At 47.1% G+C, this 16,360-nt stretch carries 17 protein-coding genes; 8 read left to right on the forward strand and 9 right to left on the reverse strand.

The genetic code is table 11. The features are described from left to right. Positions 1 to 15 precede the first annotated feature (15 nt). Both asnS and QUA38_RS06310 read right to left on the reverse strand, forming a co-directional pair. A complete protein-coding gene (gene asnS / locus QUA38_RS06305) occupies positions 16 to 1,407 on the reverse strand; it encodes an asparagine--tRNA ligase (protein ID WP_333160175.1) in 1,392 nt (463 codons plus the stop codon). A 131-nt stretch (positions 1,408 to 1,538) separates the two neighbouring features. After that, positions 1,539 to 1,904, reverse strand: coding sequence for a DUF2203 domain-containing protein (locus QUA38_RS06310; RefSeq protein ID WP_333160176.1), 366 nt, complete (start codon positions 1,902 to 1,904; stop codon positions 1,539 to 1,541). Between the two features lie 118 nt (positions 1,905 to 2,022). On the opposite strand from QUA38_RS06310, the gene QUA38_RS06315 reads away from it, so the two are divergent. Further along, positions 2,023 to 2,298, forward strand: coding sequence for a DUF6439 family protein (locus QUA38_RS06315; protein ID WP_333153402.1), 276 nt, complete (start codon positions 2,023 to 2,025; stop codon positions 2,296 to 2,298). 264 nt (positions 2,299 to 2,562) lie between these two features. On the opposite strand, the gene QUA38_RS06320 is transcribed toward QUA38_RS06315, so the two are convergent. Together QUA38_RS06320 and QUA38_RS06325 are read right to left on the reverse strand one after the other, a co-directional pair. After that, entirely contained in the window at positions 2,563 to 3,051 is a 489-nt protein-coding gene (locus QUA38_RS06320) for an anti-sigma regulatory factor (protein WP_333160179.1), read from the reverse strand. Positions 3,052 to 3,152: 101 nt separating this feature from the next. After that, positions 3,153 to 3,515: a hypothetical protein gene (locus QUA38_RS06325; protein WP_333160181.1), complete on the reverse strand. Its 363-nt coding sequence runs from the start codon at positions 3,513 to 3,515 to the stop codon at positions 3,153 to 3,155. 233 nt (positions 3,516 to 3,748) lie between these two features. Between QUA38_RS06325 and QUA38_RS06330 the strand changes: the two genes are divergently transcribed. Then, positions 3,749 to 4,663 carry an alpha/beta fold hydrolase gene (locus QUA38_RS06330; protein WP_333160183.1) on the forward strand — a complete coding sequence of 305 codons (915 nt, stop codon included), beginning with the start codon at positions 3,749 to 3,751 and terminating at the stop codon, positions 4,661 to 4,663. A gap of 143 nt (positions 4,664 to 4,806) precedes the next feature. After that, the gene (locus tag QUA38_RS06335) at positions 4,807 to 5,793 is read left to right on the forward strand and encodes an aldo/keto reductase (RefSeq protein WP_333160185.1); all 987 of its coding nucleotides are present in this window, start codon (positions 4,807 to 4,809) and stop codon (positions 5,791 to 5,793) included. Positions 5,794 to 6,183: 390 nt separating this feature from the next. On the opposite strand, the gene QUA38_RS06340 is transcribed toward QUA38_RS06335, so the two are convergent. Together QUA38_RS06340 and QUA38_RS06345 are read right to left on the reverse strand one after the other, a co-directional pair. Further along, complete coding sequence (locus QUA38_RS06340) at positions 6,184 to 6,324, reverse strand: hypothetical protein (protein WP_333160187.1); 141 nt, start codon at positions 6,322 to 6,324, stop codon at positions 6,184 to 6,186. Between the two features lie 108 nt (positions 6,325 to 6,432). Then, positions 6,433 to 8,124, reverse strand: a complete 1,692-nt coding sequence (locus QUA38_RS06345) for a transglutaminase domain-containing protein (protein WP_333160188.1) — start codon at positions 8,122 to 8,124, stop codon at positions 6,433 to 6,435. Between the two features lie 422 nt (positions 8,125 to 8,546). Between QUA38_RS06345 and QUA38_RS06350 the strand changes: the two genes are divergently transcribed. From QUA38_RS06350 to QUA38_RS06360, 3 genes are all read left to right on the forward strand, one after another. Beyond that, positions 8,547 to 9,413 (forward strand): DUF928 domain-containing protein, encoded by an 867-nt coding sequence (locus QUA38_RS06350; protein WP_333160190.1) that lies wholly within the window; start codon positions 8,547 to 8,549, stop codon positions 9,411 to 9,413. 161 nt (positions 9,414 to 9,574) lie between these two features. Beyond that, a complete protein-coding gene (locus QUA38_RS06355) occupies positions 9,575 to 9,733 on the forward strand; it encodes a hypothetical protein (protein ID WP_333160192.1) in 159 nt (52 codons plus the stop codon). Positions 9,734 to 9,845: 112 nt separating this feature from the next. Beyond that, positions 9,846 to 12,008, forward strand: a complete 2,163-nt coding sequence (locus tag QUA38_RS06360; RefSeq protein ID WP_333160194.1) for a ShlB/FhaC/HecB family hemolysin secretion/activation protein — start codon at positions 9,846 to 9,848, stop codon at positions 12,006 to 12,008. 89 nt (positions 12,009 to 12,097) lie between these two features. Here QUA38_RS06360 and QUA38_RS06365 read toward each other — a convergent pair whose 3' ends face one another. Together QUA38_RS06365 and QUA38_RS06370 are read right to left on the reverse strand one after the other, a co-directional pair. Beyond that, entirely contained in the window at positions 12,098 to 12,496 is a 399-nt protein-coding gene (locus tag QUA38_RS06365; protein ID WP_333160196.1) for an alr0857 family protein, read from the reverse strand. Between the two features lie 240 nt (positions 12,497 to 12,736). Continuing rightward, entirely contained in the window at positions 12,737 to 13,252 is a 516-nt protein-coding gene (locus QUA38_RS06370; protein ID WP_190660760.1) for an HNH endonuclease, read from the reverse strand. Positions 13,253 to 13,826: 574 nt separating this feature from the next. On the opposite strand from QUA38_RS06370, the gene QUA38_RS06375 reads away from it, so the two are divergent. Then, entirely contained in the window at positions 13,827 to 14,162 is a 336-nt protein-coding gene (locus QUA38_RS06375) for a ribbon-helix-helix domain-containing protein (RefSeq protein WP_039886507.1), read from the forward strand. Between the two features lie 439 nt (positions 14,163 to 14,601). Next, complete coding sequence (locus QUA38_RS06380; RefSeq protein ID WP_445305030.1) at positions 14,602 to 15,933, forward strand: D-alanyl-D-alanine carboxypeptidase; 1,332 nt, start codon at positions 14,602 to 14,604, stop codon at positions 15,931 to 15,933. Positions 15,934 to 16,075: 142 nt separating this feature from the next. On the opposite strand, the gene QUA38_RS06385 is transcribed toward QUA38_RS06380, so the two are convergent. Beyond that, positions 16,076 to 16,360, reverse strand: a 285-nt coding sequence (locus tag QUA38_RS06385; RefSeq protein WP_333160198.1) for an N-acetylmuramoyl-L-alanine amidase-like domain-containing protein, incomplete at its 5' end; no start/stop codon positions are given.

Consider the following 16,360-nt stretch of genomic DNA (forward strand, 5'->3'; position numbering starts at 1 on the left):
CCACACAATCCTACACTAAAAATCAATGCTCAAAGGCGCTCTCGGAAACGGAATCACATCCCGAATATTCCCCATTCCCGTCATAAATTGCACTAACCGCTCAAATCCCAAACCAAACCCAGCGTGAGGCACAGTACCGTAGCGACGCAAATCCAAATACCACCACAATTCCTCCTTATTCATACCCTGGGCTTCCATGCGCCGCTCCAACACATCCAGCCTTTCTTCCCGCTGGGAACCGCCAATAATTTCCCCAATATTAGGAGCCAAAACATCCATTGCTCGCACCGTTTTCTCGTCCTCATTTAAACGCATATAAAATGCTTTAATCCCGACGGGATAATCGCTGACAATCGTCGGTTTTTTAAACAAATCCTCAGCCAAATAACGCTCGTGTTCCGACTGCAAATCTAAGCCCCAACTTACCGGAAAATCAAACTTTTTGTCTGCTTTTTCCAAAAGTGCGATCGCCTCCGTATAAGTAATCCGCTCGAACTGATTATTAATGATATTTTCAGCAGTAGCCAAAACCGTTTTGTCAATGCGTTCATTGAAAAACTCCATATCTTCCGGACACTGCTCCAAAACGTATTTAAAAATGTACTTTAAAAACGCCTCAGCCAAATCCATATCTCCCTGCAAATCACAGAAAGCCATTTCCGGTTCAATCATCCAAAACTCAGCTAAATGTCGCGAAGTATTAGAATTTTCCGCTCTAAAAGTCGGACCAAAAGTGTAAACATTTCCGAAAGCCATCGCCATAACTTCCGCTTCCAACTGGCCGCTAACTGTTAAATAGGCGCGCTTTCCAAAAAAGTCTTTAGCATAATCAACCTCTTGCGAATCAGTGCGCGGCACATTCTTTAAATCAAAGTTGGTAACGGCGAACATTTCCCCCGCACCTTCGCAGTCGCTAGCAGCAATAATCGGAGTGTGAACCCACAAAAAACCGCGTTCTTGAAAAAATTGGTGTACCGCCGCTGAACAAGCATTGCGGACTCGAAATACAGCACCGTGGGTGTTTGTGCGGGGCCGCAAATGCGCGATTGTCCGCAAAAATTCAAAGGAATGCCGCTTTTTTTGCAACGGATAAGTTTGCGGGTCTGCATCGCCGTAAACTTGCACTTGTGAGGCTTTCAACTCAATTCGCTGTCCTTTTGCTGGAGATGCTACCAGCACTCCCGACACTTCTAAAGATGCACCTGTATTCAGTTGTTTGAGTACATTTTCAAAGTCTGGCAAATCTGAATTTATGACTACTTGCAAGTTAGCCATCGCCGAACCATCGTTGACTTCGACAAAGGCAAATTCTTTCAATTCGCGTTTGGTACGAACCCAACCTTGAACAGTTACAGTTTCGTCTGGTTCACCGGCGCGCAAAATTGCTGCTATTCGTTGAGTTGTCATATCCACTCCTGTTTATTTAATATTTTGCACCATATCTCTGTTTTTTCTCTGACTCAGCGTTTTCTGTGGAACAGGCGTCCCGCCTGTGAATTTCTGTGGTTCATTAAAAAAATCATAAATCTCAACATAGTTCAACCTGCATAGGATTTCAAAATCCAACCGATCAAAATGCCGAGTCCCCCAAACCGAACTGCTTGCCAAAAAGGTTGTTTTATGCTTCCCCAAGAAAACAGGCTGCTTTCTAAATTCAACTCGATAGTTTCCAATTCTTGCTCAATTTCCCGCAATTCTTTTTTGAGTTCCGGCAATGGATTTTGGCGTTTGGACTGGCGGATTTCTTCGCGGCGATGGCCTAGTTCGACTTGGCGCTGTCGATCAACCTGAATTTGAGTGTACCGTTCTTTGACTGCTGCGAGCGATCGCTCAACTGCTGCGAGCGCTTGAACAAACTCACTTTCTTGCTCTTCCTGATTTAACTCTGACGGCTGTTGAGGCATTTCGATCTGCAAACCTGACAATAATAATAAAAAAAACCGATTTCCAATTAAGTTGTTATTATATGCAGTATATTTTTTAAATTCAGAAACGGCAGCCAAATCCGTATAATTGCCAATTATGCTTGAAACTACACAAACAACCCAAACTGTCAACCTCAACGAGCTGAGCACCGTAGAACTAGCCCAAGCACTCGCCGCGCGCCTCGCCATCTCCGAAAAAGATTGGCACCGCCTCAAAGCCAATCGTTCCGCGCGGGCCTGTGAGCAAGCTGCGGCCGCTTTGGTCTTTTTGCTCAAAAAACAGCCCGAAGAAGCTCTCCCTCGCTTAAACCAAGCAGCAGGATGGCTGGATCGATCGATATCTGCTCCTCCCTGTCCCACCCACGGCAAATAATTAGATTGCTTCGTTCTTCGTAATGCTTGGCGGTTTGGAGTTGTGGCTTGAGTAGTCGCTCAAAACTTAGACAATCGCGCCGCTCGATCGAGCAGCGCGATTGTGAGTTCAAAAGATTTATACTTTTTTAACTCAAAACTCACATTTTGCATTATGATCAGCTATCAATAGCCAGAACGTTCAAATTCTCACTGCAAGCTTGAGCCCGATAACGAAAAAATTTCCAGGTCTACCTGAGGTGAAAACTGCTGCCAAATAGCGGTGCTAGCGCAAGCGAGGCAGTCGGTAGGGACTGGCCAGTTCTTTGCACAGCCGTAACTCTGTACCTTCAGAATTCCACTCTACCTGATCGAATATTTGGTAAAGAATAAACAACCCCCTACCACATTCCTGTTCCACATGGGGTAGTCCAGAGTTATCTGCAACATCCTCTGCTAGGAGACTGTCGCAATCATCGGTATAAAGGTTACAACTGCAAGGGGCATTAAAGCCAGAACCTTCATCCGATATCACCCACCAATATTGGTTTTGGACGATCGAAAAACGGACTCCTACAGTTTTACCGGGGTCTAATTTGTTTCCATGCTTAGCAGCATTTACCAAAGCTTCTTGAAGCCCCAACCGCAATTCTGCTTGCCAGTAATCTGGCACCTCTGCTAGGAGCAGATCCAAAATAGGACAAAGGTATAGAGTAGAAGCGAAGCTAATTGTAATCCAATTGCGTCCGACGGGACGAGGTGAAATAGCAATCACTCAGAAAACTCCCTAACTTTCAGGTGGATAAAGTTCACACCCTGCATAGTTGGCTCCCTAGTATTCAAAATGCTAATTAATTGAGCGGCGCAGCTCTACTTCTATCTTAGAGTATCAAAGCAATTAAGAACAGCAAACAACGTCACAAAATATTCTGCGATTCTGAGAAACTTCTGCAGAGAACCATCAGTAATTTTACTTATAACTTCTCCCAGTAGCGAAATTTTTGAAGTCGGCTTTTGCCAACTAGCAACGCTTAGGCTCGCTGCATCCCCGAAGCCGTCAACACCTGTTGAACAAACGATCCCCACCTGGAAAAGCTCGGAAATAACTAGAAAAAAGTCGATCCCTTGACCCTCACCAATCAGGTTCGACCCTCGCAGCCCCTGGGCAAGCGCCATCACCCAGAACTTGCTCAGGCCGCCAAACAGCAAAATCATCATACCTAGGTAGGTTGCAGCCAAAACCCGATTTATTTTCCTAAATGCGATCGGGCAAAATATCTCCCATTGCTACGCCCCTCACAAAATCAATATTCGTTACAAAACTTATTAATCCTGAGTGCGGGAGATCGCGAGATCTCAACTCGCCCAAATTGACCAATCCTTTGCTGGCGAAACTCCGGCGCGTTGTTCAAACTATATAAATCTGAGCGTCGCGATACAATAGTTAAAGTAAATAATTATTTCTTTACATTATGCAAGCAACCCCAGCCATCACCTCCGCCCCCATAGCCGGCACTTACTGGCAGTGGCGGGGGCATTCAGTGTACTACGTTCGATCCTCTTCGAGGGCTCCGCTAACGAGCGATCGGCATCCAGAACGCCCTCCCCTGCTGTTAATTCACGGTTTTGGAGCCTCCACAAACCACTGGCGCAAAAATATCAGCGGCCTGAGCAAAGATTTTGAAGTGTGGGCGATCGACCTGATCGGATTCGGACGATCGGCAAAACCCGAATTGCAGTACAGTGGCGACCTCTGGCGCGACCAACTCCACGACTTTATCACCAACATCATCGGCCGGCCCGCCGTACTAGCCGGCAACTCCCTCGGAGGCTACGCCGCCTTGTGTGTAGCAGCCCAGCGCCCCGAATCAGCAGCCGGACTCATATTAATCAACAGCGCCGGCCCCTTCAGCGAACCGCAGCCCGCACCCGAAGCCCCGCCCTTGCAAAAAGCCATATCTGCAGTAGCTAAAACCTTATTTCAGCAAGATTGGGCAAGTTTTCTGCTGTTCCAGTACGTGCGCCAGCGATCGACAATTCGGAAAACTCTAGAAAAAGTTTATCTCGACCAAAGCGCCGTCACAGACCAATTAGTAGAAGAAATTTACCTTCCCTCCTGCGATCCCGGTGCGCCCAAAGTATTCGCCTCCGTATTCCGAACACCCCAAGGCGAAAAAATTGACGTATTACTTAGTCAATTAAACTGCCGGTTGCTAATGCTGTGGGGAGAAGGTGATCCGTGGATGAATTCCACAGAAAGAAGCGCTAAATTTCGCAAACACTATCCGCAGTTAACAGAACACTTTATCAAAGCTGGTCACTGTCCCCACGACGAAGTACCAGAACAGATAAACGAACTGATTCGCGCATGGATAATTGACCAATAGTCGATCGGCACATAGATCATTTTCCCCCAGCCATCTCCTCCCTCGGACAGGGGGAAAATTATCCGATTTGCAGTAAAAATTTATGTATTGTGCCAACACAAACGCGGTTAATTTCTCTCACATATTCTGAGGAGACCGAAACAATGACCCGCAAAAAGACTCGCCGCAATTTTATATTGAGCAGTATAGCTGTTGCCAGCGGCATTGCAGGTGCTAAGGCGATCGAACAACAGGATCGGGAAATCGCAGCCGCACCCAATAACAAGGCGGCCCCCACAGTAAAAATGCCAGAACGACTGTTAGGCAACACCGGCGTGAAAGTGCCGATTTTCGGTTTGGGGGGGGCCGGACAAACACCGCTGTCGCAGCCGGGAAGAGAAGCAGAAGCGGCGGTGCAAATTGAACGCGCGATCGAACTAGGCATTCGCTATTTTGACACGGCGGCCGAGTACGGGCCCAGCGAAGAAAACTTAGGCAAAGTTTTGCCACCATATCGATCGCGCCTATTCCTAGCCACAAAAACCTCCGCCAGAGACAGAGACGGCGCGTGGAGAGACTTAGAGCAATCGCTCAAAAGATTGAAAACCGATCGACTAGACTTGTGGCAACTCCACCACGTCTCATTCCAAACAGAATTAGACCAAATTTTCAGTGCCAAAGGAGCAATAAAGGCGATCGAAGAAGCCAAACAGCAAAAAATAATTCGTTTTGCCGGCATCACCGGACACCACGAACCAGCCATCATTGCTGCAGGCTTGCAGCGCTATCCTTTTGACACAACATTAATCTCCCTCAACGCCGCCGAAAAACATCACCCGCGCTCCTTTGTTACCAGCGCTTTACCAGTCGCCAAAGCCAAAAACATCGGCGTCATAGCCATGAAAATACCAGCTTACGGCAAATTATTTCAGAACGGTGTTTTAGATGGAATGCACCAAGCAATGGGTTACACGCTTTCACTGCCCGGCGTGCACTGCTGCGTCATCGCCGCCGACTCAGTAAAGCAATTAGAAGAAAACTTTAAAGTTGCCCAAGCATTCAAACCCCTCAACAAAACAGAAATGGCAGCACTTGAAAAACGCACCGCCGCCGCTTGGCAAGAAAATACATTTTTCCGACAGTGGACTTAAAATACCAACTCCAAAATCCCTTTTTTCCTCTGTGTTCGTTGTGGTGTGTTTATTGTGGTGCGGGCGTCTCGCCTGTAAATCATCTTATGTGCGATCGAATGCAATCAAATTGTTTTGTAGTCAGGACTTGAGCCCTCATAAAACTACTAGGACTCAAGGCCTGACTACAAACCTACAACGTTTAGGTTAGCGAACTTTCTTTTATCTGCGGTGAAAATATAGCAACCGCCCAGCCGATTAGGAGATTTTAAATTGGTGAAACCATTGCGATTTTTGCTTCTTCCTTCTTCCTTCTTCCTTCTGCTATACCTCAAATCAAAAAACAAGGCGACCTGGTTGGATCGCCTTGTTTTTTTATCATAAAAAATGCAATTTGTCAACAGCCAAAAGCTACTTTTTTTTCCGTTTAGCCTTATCTAACCGCCTGCGATCGCGCCACTCAACAGAAGTCAAATAAGCGACCCCGCCAGTCACCGTCACCAGTAGTGCAAAGGCCACTAAAACGAGAAAATTAGCAATCGAAAATTCCACAACCCCTCTTCCTCTGATTTTACATTTTCTACTTTCGATTTTAGATTAAAAATGTTAACAATTAACAGTTAAATGTTGACGGCTAACTGTTAACTGTTAACACTCCCTTCAAATTGCTGGCAACTCTTCCAAAATGGTAAACCTCACATGATTAATTGCCAGACTCCCCACGGAAACATCCTCCTTGTTTAAAGGAAGACCCCCGCTCGTGAGACCTTGAAATCGGATTCCTTTGCCAATTTCTACGTGATACCAAGCCAAACCCATAAAAAATCGCAAAGGATAAGGGCCCCTGTCTTGAATATCATCAGGATTAGATTCCATCGGCACCCAGCCAAAACCTGGAATGTAAAATTCCAGCCAAACGTGATTGAAGTCAGGCTCCAGCGACACACCTTTTCTGTCAGCAAAAGCCGGACACTTGTAGCGGCCTATCGTGCGGCAAGCAATCCCGTTTAACCTAGCCAAAGCTAACAACAGTCCCACGTATTCCCCGCAGGAACCGATACCACGGCGTAGCACAATATCGGGAGTGTCAATGTGAGGTCTAATTCCGTAAGAAAGTTGATCGTAAACAAAATTACGAATGCTCAGTAACTGCCTGAGAATGTTAGTTTCCGAGCCAATAGCCGCCGCAGCCGCCGATCGCACAATCTCCGTATCCATCGCCAAATTGTCATTGTCCACCAAATACTTAGCTGCAAACTCCGGCGACAGCTTCGGACTCTTTTCGACATCCCGAGGCGACAACTGATACTTAATCGATCGAACTTCTAACAAAGCCTTCCAGCCAAAAATTCGGCGTTCCCCAGGGTGCAGCCGATCGAACTTAAACACCGCCACCCGTTCTCCTTCCTGAATTTCCTCAGTAAAAGGCATTCCAATCGGCGTAATTTTTCTGACCTTTTGCCGGTGAGTTTGCGAAGGCAAAGCAATCCGCCACTCCAAATTTTCGATTTCTACCTCATCGAGGGGAGAGAGTTCCTCCACATAAGACATTTCCATCAAAAAACCGTTTGACAGAGCGTAGCGGTCAGCTTCATTGTAGTGAAAAGACAAAGGCTGAATAAAAGTGCGATCGCGCTTCGTCAACTGAAAAGGATCTTCCGAATTCGGGTCATCCCGGATGTAAAGTTCATCCCCGGCGTAAGCCACGTACAGAACCTCCTCCCCGGTTTCAGAATCCTTGTGAAAAGCCAAACCTGAAGGCGACTCAAAGGGAGTCAAAACGCTAAATTTAATCTCCCCTGTTCCCCGTTCCAAACAGTAAACAGTTTGCTCAGTCTTGTCGCAAACCCAAATTTCCTCGTCCCGGACTGTGATATTTTCTACCCCAATACCGGGAGCGTAAAACCGAGTAATTTCTCGACCAGTTTTCAGGTCAAAAACCAGAATATAGCCCAATCTCTGGCAAGTCACATAAAGCGTAGATTTCCAAACAGCAATCCCGTCAGCAGGATAAGAAAGTGAAACAAAATGTTCCGGTTTGAGTTCAGCGAGCGCTCCGTCCCGAATTGCGCCCCGACAGCAACAAATATCCTCATCCCGCGCAAACCAGAGAGTATCTTCCGAAATAGCCAGCCCGGTTGCGCCCGCAAACTTAGCCGTTTGATAAGGATTCAAAACAGTAGTGTTGTCAGTTTCTCGATCGATCTCCAATAGCAGCCCTTCGGCGCGATCGACAGCGAACAACCTATTTCCTAAAAAAGCAATGCCGTGCAGTGCCAAGACTCCGATGGGTCTTACCATCCGCAGCCCCGAAGGCTGTTTGTCAGAGAGAACAGGTGAATCGAGATTCATGCTAAATTTCTTGCCGGTATTGTACAGAAAACCTGATTTGTAACTTGTAGCCGATCGCTGGAGGTTAACCAGCAAAATTGCCGAGTTTCCTGATATTCAGGATTGACGCATCAACCTGGTGTTTTTACGAAAAGACGCGTTGTATCCTCTGGCTAGAGTTAAAAGAACCCGAATATTAGTCTTTGTCAAAGTGGGGTTTAACAAGCTCAACCCAACCTGGTGCCGTGAATGGAAGTAAGTATAACTACTAAGCTACCACTGACAAAGGCGACACAGAATTCTATGTTGAGCACAGCGACCAAAATAATCGTATCTGCCTAAAGATATAAATTAAGTACAACAGATTACTATATCCGTCAAAACCTTGGATAGAATAAAACCGTGCGATAAAGTTCCTAGGTTCATCAAAAGGCAGGTTCGTCATGGCTTTGAAGTCTGCTCTAAATATCGGTGCTTTTTCATTAATTCTGTCTTTAGAGGCAGTTGCCGCCGGTAGTTTCTTAATACCAGCAGAGGCTCTCAACAGCCCCGCAAACATTGTCAAGCGCCCCTCACCACGGCAGCTCCCCCTCAACTGGCAAACAGTTCAACCCCCTGCAACCAGCGGAAGCAGACCGAACATTCAGCCAACGGGTTCCACGTGGAATACCTTTCAACCGCCGGAGGACGGAGTACCCGGAAGGCGTGAAGGGGGAGGAACCCGCGGCTTAGAATGCCCCACGGCAACAACTGCCTTAACTGCTTTGATTCCCCAATCAACTATGGGGCAAACCATATCAGCAAAGCCAACATTTTTCTACTACCTTCCTATAGCCCTCGACAAAACAGTTCAGTTTGAGTTAGCAGACCAAAGAGACAAAACACTGTACAAAAAAAGTTTTCGCATGGTAACTACCCGTGCAGGTGTAGTTAGCGTCAGCCTCGGCTCCGACGACAACTCGCCAACCCTGGAAGTTGGCAAAAACTATCAATGGTACTTTACTATCAAATGCAACCCCAAAAATACAAGAGATGATGTTCTCGTTTCCGGGTGGATCAACCGCACCGCACTCGCCCCAACCGTGCAAACAGAGTTGGATCGATCGCCCGATCTCACCAAGCTCAGTATCTTCGCCCAACAAAGTCTCTGGTACGAGTACCTGGCAACTCTAGCTCAATTGCGTATCGAGTCTCCCAGCGATGCCAGTTTAGCGATCAAGTGGTCAGCAGTGCTCAACTCAGTCGAACTCGGCAAAATAGCCCAAGAACCCTTAGTCACAAGTGAATTAACACCTATCACCAGAAAATAATTAAACACCTGTTTCATAAAAGAATGCAACGGTAGGTAAGCCCCAAACGGTGATAGCCATCAGTCAGTCGATTTTAGATTTTAGATTTTAGATTTTAGATTTACTTGTTGCATTGAATCTGAAAACAGGAACAGGAGTCTAAAATTTTAGGATCTATGCTGATGAGCGTTCGGGGGACGGTATCCGTTTTTGGGCGAGTCATTGCCAAATCAGAAATCTCAAATGGTATGACTGGTGCAGCAAGTACGACAAACTCGGTTTCGAGCGCGGTATTTGGCAGCGCCACAGATGATTTTTGGCTGTTGCGGGTTGTTTGGTAGATCGTGCTCAATAAATTAAAATTTGTGTAGCGATCAGCAAGCAGTTCCGACTTCTGGCATCTTGAAAGGCGGACTGTGGAGATTTTGATGGTCAAATTTCGCCTAATACTAAATGATAAACTGGCATAGTCAAGCAGCCGACAAACTTATTTTAGAGAAATTATTAATTATGCGCCCGAATGCAAATATTGCACTATTTCGGTTGGGGATTTCACTTCTAACTTCGCTCCCGATGGTTTGCTTTTACACCAATAAAGCTATATCCCAAACCAACGATATTTCTCAGTTGCCCGTCGCCGCTGACAACTCAGCAGATACGGGCAATCAAGTATTAGCACTGCAAAAACTGGAAATCAAGCAGGATGAAACAGCGACCAACTTAAATCAGCTTCGCGATTCCATCGAGACCAACCCTGAACCAGAAACACAATCGAACCCCGCCGAGAACAGCCAAGATGCCTGTTCCACAATCGATGAAGCTGCTTGTGGTGCGGGCATCTTGCCCGAACAAACAAATCTGGTTGACAACGATCCCCAATGTCAGAACCAGCTAAATTGCAATCATGTTTTAGCTCAGAACCCGCAGACGCCACCGGGGAACCTCCCGCCCGACTTAAACCGCGAGCGAGTACCAGATCCGCTGTTACCGTCGCCGCCGACTCAGCCAGATCCAAATCGCGATCGATTTCTGCAACCGGCTCCGCAGCCTTCCCCAGAGCCTCCCCAAGTACCGCCCACAGTAGGGCCACAGTCTCCGTCGCCAGTTCCCCCAACGCTGCCCAATACGCCAATTGAGGTGCGGAAAATTCAAGTAGTTGGCAGCACAATTTTAAGCCAAGACGAAATTAATGCCTTAGTCAACCCCTTAGAAGGCCGTTCTACCACCCTAGAACAGCTCAAACAAATCGCCGACAAAATTACCGAAATTTACCTCAATCGTGGCTACATCACTTCGAGAGCAGTCTTGCCACCCCAAACAATCACCGCAGGGGTAGTCCAAATTCAAGTTATCGAAGGCAAGCTAGCCCGAATTGAGGTAGAAGGAACTAAAAGATTGCATCCGAGTTACATCCGCAGCCGGATTCGACTCGGTGCCGGAATGCCTTTAAGCACAGCTTCATTAGAAGACCAACTCCGGCTGCTGCGAGTCGATCCTTTATTTGACAATGTAGAAGCCAGTCTGCGGGCTGGGGATAATGAAGCCGAGAGCATTCTGATCGTCCGAGTCTCGGAAGCTAATCCATTTCAGCCTACTTTCAGCATTGACAATTACTCGCCTCCGAGTGTAGGTTCAGAAAGATTGGGAGTTAGTTTGCGGCACCGCAATATAACAGGAAATGGCGACGAACTTGCGGCGGCTTATTATCGATCGCTCGGCGATTCAGACGTGTTTGATTTTAGCTATCGCGTGCCGCTAAATGCGATGAACGGCACTTTGCAATTGAGGGCGGCCCCGAATCGCAACAGTATCGTACAAGCACCTTTTGACAGTTTTGACATTTCTGGAAAATCCCATTTATTTGAAGTTAGTTACCGCCAGCCACTACGGAGAACGCCGATCGAAGAATTTGCCTTGTCAGCCGGTTTTACGTATCAAACAGGCAGAACTTTTCTCGCTGGCGACCCCTATGCTTTTGGCATCGGCCCGGACTCCAATGGTGTCACCACTACGAGTGCAATTAAGCTGGGACAGGACTACATTAGGCGCGACCCCCAGGGTGCTTGGGCCTTGCGATCGCAATTTACGATCGGCACTAGCTTGTTTGATGCTACTCAAAACGAAGGTTCTGATCCCGATGGACAATTTTTTAGTTGGCTGGGTCAAGTGCAGCGAGTACAGCGATTGAATGACAAACATTTATTAATTTTGCAGGCAGACTTACAGTTGTCAGCTAATAGTTTGTTGCCTTCCCAGCAATTTGTAATTGGCGGCGGGCAATCTTTGCGCGGCTACCGCCAAAATGTCCGTTCTGGCGATAACGGCTTCAGAGTTTCCATCGAAGATCGGATTACTTTGCAGCGCGATGCTTCGGGAAATCCCAAACTACAATTAGCTCCATTTTTGGATGCAGGTACTGTATGGAACGTTGCGAATAATCCTAATAAATTAACCAATCAGACATTTTTAGCCGGTCTGGGTTTAGGGGTAATCTGGGAACCGATACAGCGGGTGAACCTGCGGGTAGATTACGCTTTCCCTTTGGTGAGAATTAGCGATAAAGGCGACAATCTGCAAGATAAGGGAATTTACTTCAATATAATTTATACGCCTTAAGGAGAGAGGGAGAGTGAAGAGTGGGGAGTGGGAGAAAGTGGAAGATGAAGAAAATATTTCCCTCTTCCATCTTCCTTCCACATCCGAGATTAATCGCCGACTTCTCCGACAACCTCTGCAGCAGCCTGAGTTTCGAGCCAGAGTTTGAGCAGCAAGAGCTCCGCCCGATCGCCCAACACAGTCGCAAACACGCCGTCAGCCCCCTCGGACGCCTCAGAAATCCACGTACCGCGCAGAGTCACTTCTACAAAGTCAGTATCAGCAACACAAAGCTCGATCGCATCGTTGTCGTTTCGGCGGGCCTCAGATTCCAACAGAGACAGCGCCGGCAAATTCGCGGGCAGCAAAAATGCCGCAGTGCTCGGTTCGACGCTGATGCTTTGACCAACTCGCATAGCCAGCACAACTCGCAGCGCCACTAACTGTTCGGGAGATTGAGCCAAACGCTCGAGGTTAAAGCCCGTTTCAGTGTAAGTCAACTTCAGCATATTGACAGCCCTAAATTTGGAATTGAAAGTTTAAAATTGAAAATCGGGAACTGGGCATGGGGAATAGGGCACGGGGAATAGGGCATCGGGCATCGGGCATTGGGAATTGGCCATCGGGCATTGGATAGGTCGGAATGAAAAGTTTGCTATTGGAGCCTAAAATCCTTTTCAATTACAGGACTTAATTAGCTATTAACTATTAGCTATTACCAATTACCAATTACCTGTTTGGCCCATGCCCTATTCCCCTATTTGATATTCGTGCCAAAACAGTTCGGCAAAAGCAACAGTGGGGTGTATAGGAGCCTTTGGCTTAGTTCGCAGAGACATTCCAGCTTCTATAGGAGTTCGATCGCCCTTACGAGAGTTGCACCGTTCGCAAGCAGTCACTACGTTGTCCCAAGTATGCGGGCCGCCCTTGGATCGAGGCATCACGTGATCCAGCGTCAAATGCCGATTGCTACCACAGTATTGGCAAGAATGAGCGTCGCGGCGCAGAACTTCCCGGCGATTGACCGGGGGCACTTTCCACAGGCGTTCCCTGTTACCAAAAGTCAAGCGGATTTGTTCGGGTACGTGGATGCTGGTGCTGGGCGATCGTACCAGCCAGCCGTTGCCGATGCTAAAATCCAGAGGTTCAGCCTTGCCTGTTACCAACAGTACGATCGCCCGTTTGATGTTGACACGGCTCATTGGTAGGTAATTCTGAGAAAACACCACCACAGATTGCCTCAATACATCAGTTACTACGGTCACGGCTTGCTCCTCCTCGTCAATTTTGGATTTTAGATTTTAGATTTTAGATTGTCGATTTTGAATTTTGGTTGCTTCGTCAGCATTGGCTACATCTGGTTTTTTGCCAGTTCTCCAAGCCGATCGAATTTATCAAATATCCAATCAAATGCCCCCGCTTCTCTTACTTAGAAGCGGGGGCCAGAAAAACTGCTAAAGGCAAATTTTCATCTTGTCTTGGTACAGTTGTTTAGCTGTACCTCCCGCTTCGCGTCTCTCGATATGGCTGTGCCACTTGCAGACCGTGCCGGTCTACCTCGTTGTAATTAATTTCTGCAATTTGTCCTAATCCACTATAACCGGGTTTATTTAGGCCCTGGCCCACCCACGAGGTCGCTGCGACAGTCGCAAAACCCGTCCTAAAGACGTGCCGTGACGACTCGGAGCGACCCGTGGGGCGATCGCACTTCAGTTGATAGGTGGAGTAGGTGGGGAGAAATTTCAAAGTCGGCAGAAGGTGGTTAAGAGGCTTTCAATCTAGCTGTAAACATACTACACTGATATTACACATATGTCCACCCGTCACGGAGAAAAAATTATGCATACCCTACCTAGAACCTCAACCACTGAAATGGAAGTCACCAGCATTCGACTCGAAAGAGAACTCAAAGAGAGACTCAAAGAGCTCGCAGGCAATCAAGGCTATCAAGCTTTGATTCGAGATTTGCTCTGGAATTACGTGCAGCAGAAGTCTGGAGAGTATCGGCAGATGTTTTCTCGATCGGATATTCGAGCCAGCATTAATGCCACAGCACAGCAGGAGGAACGCTGCGCGCTTACAGGAGAGTTGATTCGACCGGGCGGGCCGATGTTATTAGGCCTGACGATGCACGGCGAAATGGTGCCGCTGAGTATAGGGAGTATGGCTGGATAAACCAGTTTATCGAAAATTTGTGAGAGCGATCGGCCTGGGGTGAAGGCCCCAGGCGCTGAATATCAGACTATTTTAGATTTTAGATTTTAGATTTTAGATTTCAATACTTCGGATAGTTTTTGATTACCAACCGTAGAATAAGGGTTTACCGGCTCCAAGGCAATCGAGATACCAACGGAAAATCCAGGGTTTCAGACTACGAACTAAAAACAGTCCGGACTATTGGTATAAAATTCCGCAGTCTTTAAGCAATATCTATTTAACGAACCGCGAAGACGCAAAGAACGCGAAGGAAGATGGAGAAGAAGACAGGTAATGCCAGCGGTTCGGGAGTCTGGTAACGCAGATGCAGAGGCTCCACAACGCGCTGGCTAGTGCTAAAATTTCCATCGGGCGTGCCGAACAGACGATCGTACATTTGATGAAAAAAATTAAAGTAATGCTGAAAAACCGCTACTTGACTGCTGCGAGTTCGATCGCCCTTCTTACAATTATTGCCGGATGTGCAGCTACTGAATCACCTCAACTTGCATCTCCCTCTCCTATAGCTGAATCTTCCCCGCCGCCAGTTAAACCAAGTCAGCCTCAGCCCTTAATAGTCTCTGCTAGCAATCCCGAAACCCCCACAAGTACCAAAATCCAGCAATATCTCAACGGGTTGGCCGCCCAAGGTTTTGCTAAAGAAAACCAAGGTGTCTGGATGCAATCGGGCAATACTTTGCTAGCCAATCATCAAGGTACCGTTCCTCTGTCAGCCGCTTCTATTACCAAAGTAGCAACATCTCTGGTAGCGCTGCAACAATTCGGGCCGGAACATCAATTTATAACCTTAATTGGTACAACGGGAAAAATAGAAAACGGCGTATTAAAAGGCGATTTAATTGTTCAGGGAACCGCCGATCCGTTGTTTGTTTGGGAAGAGGCGATCGCCCTCGGTAACGCCTTAAATCAAAAAGGGATCAAGCGAGTCAGTGGCAATTTGATAATGGTCGATAAGTTTTACATGAACTTTGAACTTGATCCCCTCAAATCTGGAGAATTGCTCAAACAAGGATTAAACAGTGAAATCTGGCCCAGCGAAGCCGCCGCCCAGTATCAAACACTGCCTCCCAATACGCCGAAACCCCAAATAGCCATTCAGGGTACTGTACAAGTTTTACCAGCATCCCCCAACGACGTGCAGCCTTTGGTCAAACATTATTCTTTGCCTCTTGCTGAACTGATCAAAAAAATGAATCAGTACAGCAACAATCTCATGGCAGATATGCTAGCTGATACTGTCGGCGGCGCCAAAACAGTAGCGCAAAAAGCAGCAGCAGCAACCGGAGTTCCGCCCGCAGAAATTCAACTCGTCAACGGTTCGGGATTGAGCGAAGAAAATCTCATTTCTCCCAGGGCTGCTTGTGCGTTGTTTATAGCTTTAGAACGCTATCTTGAACCTTACAGCATGACAGTGGCTGATGTCTTAACTGTAGTTGGGAAAGATAAAGGAATACTATCAGAACGGCCGCTTCCCAAATTAGCAGTAATCAAATCTGGCACGTTGGATAATGTTAGCGCTTTGGGCGGAGCTCTGCCAACTCAAAAGCAAGAAACAGTGTGGTTTGTGATTATGAATCGCGGGGCCAATGTCGAGACATTTCGCACTCAGCAAGAGGTTCTGCTGAAAAGCTTTCTGAATGAGTGGGGCAGTGTTCAAGTTTCGCCGCCGGAATTAACGCCAAATCCTGCTAGAAGTAGTAAGGTATCTCGCAGCGAAATTGTTCAATAAGCTGTTGTGCATTTAAATTGTATATTCCGGGCGAGTTCGCGTGCCCACCCCACAATAAAGTTTGTAGGGTGCGTCAGCACAGAAATTTTGAATTTGCAACTAAAATAATGCAAGCTGATGCACCCTAGGAGTACAAACCAATTTAATGAGGTGTTTTCGCCCTAGCGACTACAATGCCGATCGCACTTTCGACTCTCCTAATATATCTCTGCAAGTCGTAAGCAAGTGTCACCTCCCCAGCAGGCGAAGCGTGAATTAAACCGAGGTTCCCGTCAGCATTCCGATAAACTAAACCTGTGTGCGTGACGTCCAATCCTTTAACATCCGTGGCTACTGCTACAATATCCCCGGGTTTTAACTGAGAATAAACACTTTTTATCCGATTTGTCGGGATGTAATTAACAGTAGTTTTGGCTAATTCTGCTTC

It is taken from the genome of Microcoleus sp. Pol12B4, from assembly GCF_036701385.1.
GTDB lineage: Bacteria > Cyanobacteriota > Cyanobacteriia > Cyanobacteriales > Microcoleaceae > Microcoleus.